Here is a 9,802-nt window from a genome sequence, read left to right on the forward strand (position 1 = left end):
CTCACGTCTTCACCCTCGGCCGTTTTTTTCCCGAGGGTGAGGTAGCTTTCGCTTTCCGAGAAGACGACACCGTCGAGATAATCGACGGCGATACCGTCGTGAGAACGTTCGGACACGATTGCGTCCATCGCGCTCTGCATGGTGTCGAGGTCATGGAAGCGCAGGTGCCTCAGCGCCACGAACGGTTCGACGGCCTCGAGTTCGATCTTGAGCCTGGTCGCGTATCCGAGAGTGCCGTAGGAGTTGGGGAACCCCCAGAACAGATCGGCGTTCTCGCCGTCGGGGGTCGCGGTGACGATGACGCCGGACCCGGTCAGCACGTCGATCTCCAGAACGGATTCGTGCGGCAGTCCGTTGCGGAAGGACGTGCTCTCGATGCCGAGCCCGGTGACGGCTCCGCCGAGCGTGATGGTCTTGAGCTGCGGGACGACGAACGGTGCGAGGCCGTAGGGCAGCGTCGCGGCGACGAGGTCCTCGTAAGTGCACATGCCGGCGACGTCTGCGGTTCTGGCCTGCGGATCGACAGAGATGACCGAAGTCAGCCCGGACACGTCGAGGCCCGGCGCCGTGGAGACGGCCCGTGCGCGGAAGAGGTTCGATGTCTTCTTCGCGAGGCGCACCGTAGCGTCGGCAGGAATTGCGCGGTAGCTCGCGAGAAGGCGCTCGACGCCGTCGCGGTGTGCGGCGAACCCGCTCTCACGCGGTGCGGGTCGTCGTCTGGGGAGTGCTATCGCGGAAGCCACGTCGATGACGCTATCTCCACCGGGCGTGCGAGGCCACCGTGAACAGCCCAGGCGGTACGAAATTTCACCCAAATGTTGCCGATGAACTGGGCAAAGCGGGCAAATGCGTGGTGCATACATCTCATTTGCCCAGCTAAAGAAACAGGACGTGAACCGTGTCACATCCGGCGCGCGTCGGCTCCGACGAACTTGCACCAGGCAGGATGGTCCGGCACGAGCACGGCACACGAGCACGGCCCCAGCAGCCGAACCAGCAACTCGACAGGAGACCGACACAGTGGGACAGGTAAGCGCGAGCAGCTCGATCACCATCGCCCAGGCACCCGAGCGGGTGCTGACGGCGCTGGCCGACTACGAAACGATGCGGCCACGAATTCTTCCCGAGCAATACCGCGACTACACCGTCGTCGAGGGTGGGCAGGGCACCGGAACCGTCGCGACGTGGACCCTGCAGGCAACCGAGAAGCGGTCGCGCAACGTGCGGGCAACGGTCACCGTGGAGGGCACGACGATCGTCGAACGCGACGGCAATTCCTCGATGGTCACCACCTGGACCGTCACACCGTCCGGCTCGGGCAGTAACTCGAACGGCAGTGGCGTCACGGTGACGACGGAGTGGACGGGTGCAGGCGGCGTCAAGGGCTTCTTCGAAAAGACCTTCGCGCCAATCGGTTTGAAGAAGATTCAGGCGCAGACCCTGGCCAACCTCGAACGCGAGGTTCGCTAGTACAACCCGAACCTCGGGTGGTCGACGACGATTGCCGTGCCCATGACGACGGCGCGCATCGACCACTCGAAGTTCGTCACCGCATCACGCGTTTCGGTGTCGACGGTCAGCGGAATCAAGGTCAGATCCGTCCGGGCGAGGAATGGCAGATCGTCGCGGGGCTCCTTGTTCGCCACGTGGACCAGTTCCGCCAACGCGATCGCATGCTCCGCCACGGTGGCAACTGCCCAGCGTGCCTGCATGGGTATGAGAAGAAAAAGCGTCGAATAACGTTGCAGGACCAAGTCGAGGCGTTGCACCGCCCTCGGTGACGCCGCCCCGAGATCGATCACGTACTCGGCGATGCCCGGATTGTCGTGCACCAACGTCCTCAGTTCGAAGCTCATGCGCATCAGCGCCTCTTCGAACGTCTCGTGATCCGAGGGCATCGGGAACTCCCACCGATGCAGAATCTCCTCGGCGACCGCCGTCGCAAGTAATTCCAGGGTGTCGATGTTGTTGTAGATCGCGACGATGCTCACCCCGAGGCGTTCGGCGAGAGCCTTGACAGTGAGCTTGCGCAGCGTCAGCGAAATCCCGGCTTCCACCAGGATCTCCTGGGTGACCCTGCGTCGCCGGGAAACGGGGGGACGTTTCTGTTCCTGCACCCCGAAGAGCCTACGAACCCATGCCGCGCATATCCAGTGCGCAACCCACGTTGTAGCGAACCAGCCGCAAAGTTTAGCCTTACTCAAGTGAGCAGGGTCGGGTGTAAAGGGGAGGCGGCATGGAACTGCCTGACATCGGTACCGACTCGGCCGTGCCGACCATGCGGACACTCGCGATGAGCAGGCCCCGGCCAGGGACGCTGCGGATGACGTCCATCCTGTCGTCGGGGTGCTACCGCCCCGATTGGAGCGCGGAGACCATGGCCGAACTGATGCAGTTCCCCGGCGTTCGACCGGAAGAATTCGACATCCGCCGATTCGACGCGTCCAGCGGGATCGTCGACGTCGACTTCACCCCGTCTCGAGAGAACACCATGCTGCGTCGGTGGCTCGAGTCGGTGGAGGTCGGTACGAACACCCGCATGGTGGGTCCCGACAGTTCGCACTTCCCGAACTTCCGCAGTGGGCGCCGGGTGCACCTCTTCATCGACGACTCGTCGATCCCCGCCGTGCACGCCATCCTCGAGCAATGGCCGGACAACACGACCGGCGGGACGGTGTGGATCGACACTCCCTGCCCCGCGCTCGTCGCCTCGTTGCCGGTGGTCGACGGTGTCTCGGTGATCAGCTTCCACATCGAGATGGGATTCGACCCGCTCGTGACCGCTGCACGCCGACTCGAACTCGACCGCACGACGACCGTCTGGGCGGCAGGAGAGACGACCCGCATGGACGCCATCCGCGCCACCTGCCTCGCCGCGGGTCTGTCCGACGACGACACTCGCGTGTTCGGCTTCTGGACCGACACCGGCAGGCGACGCCTCGGCTGAAGGGGTGCCGCGGGGATCAACCACTAGGCTGGTCGTCAGCGAGTACCCGAACGAAAGGACACCGAAGTGCAACCCGGTGAACAGCCCGACATTGCGTCGATCATGGCGCAGGCGCAGCAGATGCAGCAGCAGTTGATGGCGGCGCAAGCCGAGATCGCACAAACCGAGGTGACCGGCCAGGCGGGCGGCGGACTCGTCACGGCAACCGTCAAGGGCACGGGAGAGCTCGTCGGCCTGACGATCGATCCGAAGGTCGTCGACCCGGATGACATCGAAACCTTGCAGGACCTCGTCATCGGCGCAGTCGCCGATGCCTCGAACGCGGCATCCGCGGCCGCAGCCGAGAAGATGGGCCCGCTCGCAGGCGGACTCGGCGGCGGGTCGCTCGGCCTTCCCGGCTTCTAGAGGACGAGCACGTGTACGAAGGTCCTGTACAGGATCTGATCGACGAACTCGGCAAGATGCCGGGAGTGGGACCGAAAAGCGCTCAGCGCATCGCGTTTCATCTCCTCGGCGTCGAGCCTCCCGAAGTGGACCGATTGATCAAGGCGCTGCAACGAGTGCGCGACGGCGTTCAATTCTGCACGGTCTGCGGCACGGTTTCCGACAAGGAGATGTGCCGAATCTGCGCTGACCCTCGCCGCGACCGAAGCATCATCTGCGTTGTCGAGGAACCCAAAGACGTTCAGGCAGTAGAACGAACGCGAGAGTTCAGAGGCAGGTATCACGTTCTTGGCGGCGCACTGGACCCGCTCAACGGAGTCGGCCCGGACCAACTGCGCATCCGCGAACTACTCATGCGAATCGGCAACCAGGACGACGGCGTCGACGTGGCCGAGGTCATCATCGCCACCGATCCGAACACCGAGGGCGAAGCCACCGCCACCTACCTCGTCCGCATGATGCGCGACTTCCCCGGACTGTCGATCACCCGGTTGGCGTCTGGTCTACCCATGGGCGGCGACCTGGAATTCGCCGACGAACTCACCCTCGGACGTGCACTGACCGGGCGTCGCGCGATGTAGGTCTGGCGAAGCCGCACCCCGGGTGCTCAGCGGCGGAGCCGCTCCTTACGCAACTGGGTGACCTCGGGGAGTTCGAGGGGCGGCAGGGGTGCACCGATGGCCTTCTCCAGCAGGTAATCGGCCAACTCCGGATTCCGTGCTAGGGCCGGGCCGTGCATGTAGGTGCCGATGACCGAACCTTGGACGACGCCTTCGCGCCCGTCGCCGACGCCGTTGCCGATCCCCGAGGTGACCTTCGCCAGCGCCTGGGCGTCGGGGCCCAAAGTCGTTCCGCCGCGGTGGTTCTCGAATCCGGTGAGCTTGGCCGTCAGCCCGTCCAGTGCGGGTTCGGTGACGACTTCGCCGATGGACCGGGTTTGCTGCGGTGAGGTGGTGACGTCGAACATCGAAATCCCGTCGACGCGCTCACCGGACGAGGTTTCGTACCAGTGGCCGAGCACCTGGATTGCCGCGCAGATGGCCAGCACGGGCGCGCCTCGCTCCGCCGCGCGCTGAAGGCCGGGGTACCTCTCGAGATGCCGGGTGGCGAGGCGCTGCGCCGAATCCTCTGCGCCCCCGAGGGTGTACACGTCGAGCGAATCGGGGACGGGGTCGGTGAGCGTGATGTGCACGACCTCGGCGTCGACGTCGCGCATGCGCAGCCGCTGGCGGAGGATCAGGGCATTGCCGTTGTCTCCGTAGGTGCCCATGACGTCGGGTAGGACGAGGCCGATGCGAACAGTGGACTCACTCATCGTGCACCTCCCGTGCAAGTGCGCGTCCCAAGTCGCGGAACGCGGTGTAGTTGGCGAGTACTTCGACGCGTCCCGGCGGGCAGGACGCGATGGCCTTCATCGGATCCGCGACGGTCGTGTGCGATGCGCCTGCGTACAGCAACCGGACACCGAGGTCGGTGGCGCGCTCGCCGGCGGCGACGACGGCGACGTTCTCGAAGTGTTCGAAGCGAACGTCCCACAACCACGAGAGGTCTTCACCGTCCGGTACCTGGCCGTTGACGGCAATGACGAGCCCGTCGACGGTGGGGTCGATCATCGACAGCGCCTCCTGCCAGCCGGCGGGGTTCTTCGCCAGGAGCATCCGCACGGAGTGTGCTCCGTACTGGATGGTGGAGTAGCGACCGGCCACCTCGTCGACTGCGGAGGCCGCGGCGACGGCGTCGGTGGGCAAGGCACCGAGCGTCACGGCTGCGGCGACGGCCTGAGCGGCGTTGCCGCGGTTGGCTCGGCCGGGAAGCGCCAACGACATCGGGATGATCAGGCCGTCGGGGCCGTACAGGTTGTCGTCGTCGAGCCACCAGTCGGGCTTCGGACGTCGAAATTCTTCGCTGCCGGTGCTGTACCAGTGCTCGCCGTCCCAGAGGATGGGTTCGCCGGTACGCGGGCAGCTGACGGAATCGCCTGCCCAACCGCCACCGGCGGCAACCCATATGACGTTCGCGGAATCGAACGCGGCCGAGGTGACCAGTACGTCGTCGCAGTTGGCGATGACAACCGTCTCGGGATGCCTCGCGAGGCCTGCGCGTAGCTTGCGTTCGATCATGTTGATCTCGCCGACGCGGTCGAGCTGGTCGCGGCTGAGGTTCAGCAGAACGACCGCGGCAGGGGACACGGCATCGCAGACGTGGGGGACGTGGAGCTCGTCGACCTCGAGCGCCGCCAGCGGTGCGTCGAAGTTGGCGTGCAGAGCCGCGACGATGCCCGCATCCATGTTGGCGCCGTCGGCCTGGGTGGCGACCTCGCCGAGCGTCGCGAGGGCTGCGGCCGTCATGCGAGTCGTCGTGGACTTACCGTTGGTGCCGGTGACCACTACCGTGCGTCGTCCCGAGCCCAGACCGGTGAGAATGTCCGGATCGATCTTGAGCGCAACGAGCCCGCCGATCATCGACCCCTTACCTCTGCCTGCCTTGCGTGACGCCCACCTGGCAGCTTCCGCCGCCCGAAGCGCCAGCCGGCCGCGCGCCCCGATTGCTGCTCTGCGCTCACCCGCTCGAACCATGCGCCGAGTCTGGCACAGCCGACCGCGGCAAATCTCTTCGGAAGGTCGCCGCACCCGTTAGGTTGTACTGAAACACGTTCTAGAAAGGACTCTCATGTCTCCGTCTCCCGACGCCATTCGCAAGACCGTCGACGCGTACGTTCAGGCCGTCGCGCACGGCACCGTCGACGACATCCTGGCGTTGTACGCCGAGGATGCCACGGTGGAAGATCCGGTCGGCACCGAAGTCAGAACCACCGAGGCGTCGATTCGCGAGTTCTACGCGGTGCTCGAGCCGCTCGAGCAGACTGCCGAGCTGTTGACGGTGAAGATCGCTGCCAACACGGCTGCGTTCCACTTCCGTTTGGTCTCGAAATTCGGGGAGAACATGTTCGAGGTGGCGCCCATCGACGTGATGGAGTTCGACGACGAGGCGAGGATCACCTCGATGCGCGCCTACTGGGGTGAGGGGGACCTGCAGCAGGTGACGCCGGCCGACGTATGACGCGCGCCTGCAATCAGGCTCGTGCCGGCTCCGCCAGCGGAATGGGCGCAGTACCGGTGCGCTTGGCGGCCATGCCGGCCAGGCAACCGGCGATGACCACTGCGCCGCCGACAAGCGAGAGAACGCTGGGGATCTCGTCGAGGAAAATCCACGCAGCGCCGATACCCACCACGGGAACGAGCAGCGAGAACGGTGCGACGACACCGGCTGGGTGTCGGCTGATCAAAATCGTCCACAGCCCGGATCCGACGATCGTGCCCATCAGCACGATGTAGGCAAATCCGACGAGGGCGGGCCAGCCGTCCGCGCTGAACGACTCCGCCAGCGCGACCCACCCCGTCGTCGGGCCCTCGATCGCCGCGGACAGTGCGAGCATGGGAATCGGGGGCACCACGCACATCCACAGCATGAAACGCATCGGCTCGGTCGACTTGGCGAGCCTGTTGCCGAGGTTGCCGAATGCCCAACCCAGGCCCGCAAGCAGCGTCAGCGCGACGGGAACGAACGATGCGGCCTGGGCGCGGTCGTAGCCGATGAGGCACATGCCGGCGATTGCCACGGTGATGCCCAGGATCTGACGGCGGGTGACGTGCTCGCGGAGCAACAGGGCGGCGAGTACGAGGGTGAACGGCGCCGACGACTGCAGCACGAGCGACGCCAGTCCCGTCGGCATGCCGGCGTTCATGGCGGCGAACAGGAACCCGAATTGCAGTAAGCCGAAGCCGATTCCGTACAGCAGTAGCCACTTCACCGGCACGGTGGGGCGACGAACGAACAGCACCACGGGTACCGCGATGACCAGGAAGCGGAGGCCTGCGAAGAAGAACGGCGGGAAGTGGTCGAGCCCGACGCGGATGGCGAGGAAGTTCAATCCCCACAGCACCGCGACGGTGAGCCCGAGTAGGCGGTCGCGATTGGTCATGCCGTTCATCGTGTCCGACCCGAACTATCAGCACAATCGAAATTAATCGCACCGATGATTAAGCTGAACTACATGAATGTCGAGCGACTACGCATTCTTCGCGAGCTCGCCGACCGCGGTACCGTCGGAGCCGTCGCGGCAACCCTGTCATTGACGCCGTCCGCGGTGTCGCAGCAACTGAAGATCCTCGCCAGGGAGGCAGGCGTGCCGTTGCTCGAACCGGACGGTAGACGCCTCAGACTCACCGACGCGGGAACCGCCCTTGTTCTGCGTGCCGACGAAGTGCTCGGGGCCCTCGATCGTGCGGCCGCCGAGATGGCGTCGTACAGCGACTCGCCGCGGGGTCGTGTTCGCGTTGCGCTGTTTCCGTCCGGCGCTGCTCTGCTCCTGCCCGGTGTGCTCGTCCGGCTTCGCGGTAGCGGTACGAGCATGGACGCGAGCGACGAAGATGTGCCTGCCTCGTCCGTGCCGTCGTTGCTTGCCGACTATGACGTCGTCCTGACACATCGCGACGAGCGGGCACCCGCGACGGCTGCGCCGCGGATCGAGGTGACCTCGCTGATGCGCGAACCCATCGACCTCGTACTCCCACCGGATCACGCTTTGGCGCAGCAGAATTCGGTGGATCTGCGGCAGCTCGTCGACGAGTATTGGATCAGCGTGCGCGGCGGCTTTCCGGTGGACGATGTGTTGCTCTCGGTTGCCGCCGTGACCGGGGTTCAACCCCGAGTGGTGCAGCGCATCAACGACTTCCGTGTCACGGAGGAGCTCGTCGCGCGAGGTCACGGCGTAGCGCTGATGCCGCGCTACGCCGTGGTGCACCCGGGTCTCGTTCGCCTCCCGTTGGCCGGTGTGCGGGCGGGACGCATCTACGAACTGGCCACGAGACCGGGCGCGCACGCAATGCCGGCGGTTGCCGCTGTGATCGAAGCCTTCCGGGCCGAAGCGTTGGGGATAAGCGGCGGGAATCAGCGGCGATTCCCAGCGGCAGCACCTAGTGCAGAGCCAGCACCTAGTGCAGCGCCTTCGCCTTGAGCTGACCGAATTCGTCTTCGTTGATCGTGCCGTTGTCGAGCAGCGACTTGGCGTGGGCGATTTCTTCGGCCGACGTACGCCCGGCCACCTGCTTGATGTACTGCTCCTGCTCGTCCTTCGCGTGTTGCAGTGCCACTATTTGACGCTTGGTCATGTCGCCGCCCCTCGCGATGAGGTAGACGAGCGCAGTGATGAACGGCGCGACGATGAGGAAGAACACCCAGACCGCCTTGACCCAACCCGAAGTCTTGTGGTCGCGGAAGAGGTCGCCGATGATCGAGAACAGCACCATGAGGTACGCGACGAACGCGAAGCTGACGATGATGAGCCAGAGGAAGTCCCAGAACGAGTCCACGATAGACACTCCATTTCCGCAGTTGAGAGGTAGGCAGAAGAAGCCTCGCACCGCGTGGCCGCGCAATCGTCATCCTTGGAGGGTGAAAGTGACCACGACCTCCAGGCGCGTGCCGGGACTCGTTACGAGACCATTTTCTTCCGCGAACCCTCGGACCGATCCGTTCCATGCCGCGCATCGCTGATCTCGGCCCAGATGTGGTCGAGTGACAGGCCGAGAACGTGAGCGAGCGCGGCGATCGTCGGGAACGCAGGGGTCGCTATCCGGCCGGTTTCGATTTTCCTCAACGTTTCCGGTGACAGACCGGCATCGAGCGCCGTGTCGAGCATGGAACGTTCGCCCCGTGCCCGGCGTAGGAGGGCGCCGAGTCGCTGTCCGCGCTCGATCTCGGAAGGGGTGAGCGGCAACCTGACCATGACCCGATACTAGTACCGGGATAATATGGACGGGATAACAATCGGAACCGGAAGGCTTCACATGATCGAAATCCTCGAGCCGTCACGGCTGCCCCACGCACGAGAGGCCGGCGCGCTGGTCGGACAAATCCTGCACACGCTGAAAAGTCGCGCCGCCGTGGGAACCAACCTGCTGGAGTTGGACTCGTGGACCAAGGACATGATCGAGGAAGCGGGGGCCGCATCCTGCTACGTCGATTACGCGCCCTCCTTCGGGCGCGGACCGTTCGGTCACTACGTGTGCACAGGCGTCAACGATGCTGTGCTGCACGGCATGCCGTTCGACTACGACCTCGCCGACGGCGACCTCCTCACTCTCGATCTGGCTGTCGTCAAGAACGGAGTGGCCGCCGACGCCGCAATCAGCTTCATCGTCGGCGGGGCTGAGCCCGCGGAGGGCATCGCGCTGATCCGCGCTACCGAACGCGCGCTCGGCGCGGGGATCGCCGCTGCCCGCCCCGGTGGCCGGATCGGCGACATCTCCCACGCCATCGGGTCTGTGCTGAAAGAAGCGGGCTTCTCCGTCAACACGGAGTTCGGAGGTCACGGCATCGGATCGACGATGCACCAGGACCCGCACGTCT

General features: G+C 65.2%; 14 protein-coding genes. 7 read left to right on the plus strand and 7 right to left on the minus strand.

Going from position 1 to position 9,802, the window contains the following annotated elements; genetic code table 11:
- On the minus strand, nucleotides 1-743 hold a 743-nt coding region (locus tag WBQ44_RS17810; RefSeq protein ID WP_495568001.1), incomplete at its 3' end, for an FAD-binding oxidoreductase.
- 277 nt (nucleotides 744-1,020) lie between these two features.
- On the opposite strand from WBQ44_RS17810, the gene WBQ44_RS17815 reads away from it, so the two are divergent.
- Nucleotides 1,021-1,470, plus strand: a complete 450-nt coding sequence (locus WBQ44_RS17815) for an SRPBCC family protein (RefSeq protein ID WP_495568002.1) — start codon at nucleotides 1,021-1,023, stop codon at nucleotides 1,468-1,470.
- Here the strand turns inward: WBQ44_RS17815 and WBQ44_RS17820 are convergent.
- Nucleotides 1,467-2,117 carry a TetR/AcrR family transcriptional regulator gene (locus tag WBQ44_RS17820; RefSeq protein WP_495568003.1) on the minus strand — a complete coding sequence of 217 codons (651 nt, stop codon included), beginning with the start codon at nucleotides 2,115-2,117 and terminating at the stop codon, nucleotides 1,467-1,469. The genes WBQ44_RS17815 and WBQ44_RS17820 overlap by 4 nt on opposite strands.
- A 119-nt stretch (nucleotides 2,118-2,236) precedes the next feature.
- On the opposite strand from WBQ44_RS17820, the gene WBQ44_RS17825 reads away from it, so the two are divergent.
- The 3 genes from WBQ44_RS17825 to recR all read left to right on the plus strand — a co-directional run bounded on the left by WBQ44_RS17825 (nucleotide 2,237) and on the right by recR (nucleotide 3,972).
- Nucleotides 2,237-2,947, plus strand: coding sequence for a siderophore-interacting protein (locus tag WBQ44_RS17825; RefSeq protein WP_495568004.1), 711 nt, complete (start codon nucleotides 2,237-2,239; stop codon nucleotides 2,945-2,947).
- A gap of 66 nt (nucleotides 2,948-3,013) precedes the next feature.
- Nucleotides 3,014-3,352, plus strand: coding sequence for a YbaB/EbfC family nucleoid-associated protein (locus WBQ44_RS17830; protein WP_495568005.1), 339 nt, complete (start codon nucleotides 3,014-3,016; stop codon nucleotides 3,350-3,352).
- Nucleotides 3,353-3,363: 11 nt separating this feature from the next.
- Nucleotides 3,364-3,972: a recombination mediator RecR gene (gene recR, locus WBQ44_RS17835; protein ID WP_495568006.1), complete on the plus strand. Its 609-nt coding sequence runs from the start codon at nucleotides 3,364-3,366 to the stop codon at nucleotides 3,970-3,972.
- Between the two features lie 26 nt (nucleotides 3,973-3,998).
- Here recR and WBQ44_RS17840 read toward each other — a convergent pair whose 3' ends face one another.
- Together WBQ44_RS17840 and WBQ44_RS17845 are read right to left on the minus strand one after the other, a co-directional pair.
- On the minus strand, nucleotides 3,999-4,706 hold the full coding sequence (locus tag WBQ44_RS17840; RefSeq protein WP_495568007.1) for a type 1 glutamine amidotransferase: 708 nt from the start codon (nucleotides 4,704-4,706) through the stop codon (nucleotides 3,999-4,001).
- Entirely contained in the window at nucleotides 4,699-5,967 is a 1,269-nt protein-coding gene (locus WBQ44_RS17845) for a Mur ligase family protein (RefSeq protein WP_495568008.1), read from the minus strand. Before WBQ44_RS17845 ends, WBQ44_RS17840 begins: the two co-directional genes overlap by 8 nt.
- Before the next feature lie 94 nt (nucleotides 5,968-6,061).
- Between WBQ44_RS17845 and WBQ44_RS17850 the strand changes: the two genes are divergently transcribed.
- Nucleotides 6,062-6,451 (plus strand): nuclear transport factor 2 family protein, encoded by a 390-nt coding sequence (locus tag WBQ44_RS17850; RefSeq protein WP_495568009.1) that lies wholly within the window; start codon nucleotides 6,062-6,064, stop codon nucleotides 6,449-6,451.
- A gap of 13 nt (nucleotides 6,452-6,464) precedes the next feature.
- On the opposite strand, the gene WBQ44_RS17855 is transcribed toward WBQ44_RS17850, so the two are convergent.
- On the minus strand, nucleotides 6,465-7,373 hold the full coding sequence (locus tag WBQ44_RS17855; RefSeq protein ID WP_495568010.1) for an EamA family transporter: 909 nt from the start codon (nucleotides 7,371-7,373) through the stop codon (nucleotides 6,465-6,467).
- 72 nt (nucleotides 7,374-7,445) lie between these two features.
- On the opposite strand from WBQ44_RS17855, the gene WBQ44_RS17860 reads away from it, so the two are divergent.
- Nucleotides 7,446-8,408, plus strand: a complete 963-nt coding sequence (locus WBQ44_RS17860; RefSeq protein ID WP_495568011.1) for a LysR family transcriptional regulator — start codon at nucleotides 7,446-7,448, stop codon at nucleotides 8,406-8,408.
- On the opposite strand, the gene WBQ44_RS17865 is transcribed toward WBQ44_RS17860, so the two are convergent.
- Nucleotides 8,386-8,763, minus strand: coding sequence for an SHOCT domain-containing protein (locus WBQ44_RS17865; RefSeq protein WP_495568014.1), 378 nt, complete (start codon nucleotides 8,761-8,763; stop codon nucleotides 8,386-8,388). The genes WBQ44_RS17860 and WBQ44_RS17865 overlap by 23 nt on opposite strands.
- A 122-nt stretch (nucleotides 8,764-8,885) precedes the next feature.
- The gene (locus tag WBQ44_RS17870; RefSeq protein WP_495568012.1) at nucleotides 8,886-9,179 is read right to left on the minus strand and encodes a helix-turn-helix domain-containing protein; all 294 of its coding nucleotides are present in this window, start codon (nucleotides 9,177-9,179) and stop codon (nucleotides 8,886-8,888) included.
- A 61-nt stretch (nucleotides 9,180-9,240) separates the two neighbouring features.
- On the opposite strand from WBQ44_RS17870, the gene WBQ44_RS17875 reads away from it, so the two are divergent.
- Nucleotides 9,241-9,802, plus strand: a 562-nt coding sequence (locus tag WBQ44_RS17875; RefSeq protein ID WP_495568013.1) for a M24 family metallopeptidase, incomplete at its 3' end; no start/stop codon positions are given.

This window comes from Rhodococcus sp. (in: high G+C Gram-positive bacteria), from assembly GCF_049591685.1.
Lineage (GTDB): Bacteria > Actinomycetota > Actinomycetes > Mycobacteriales > Mycobacteriaceae > Rhodococcoides.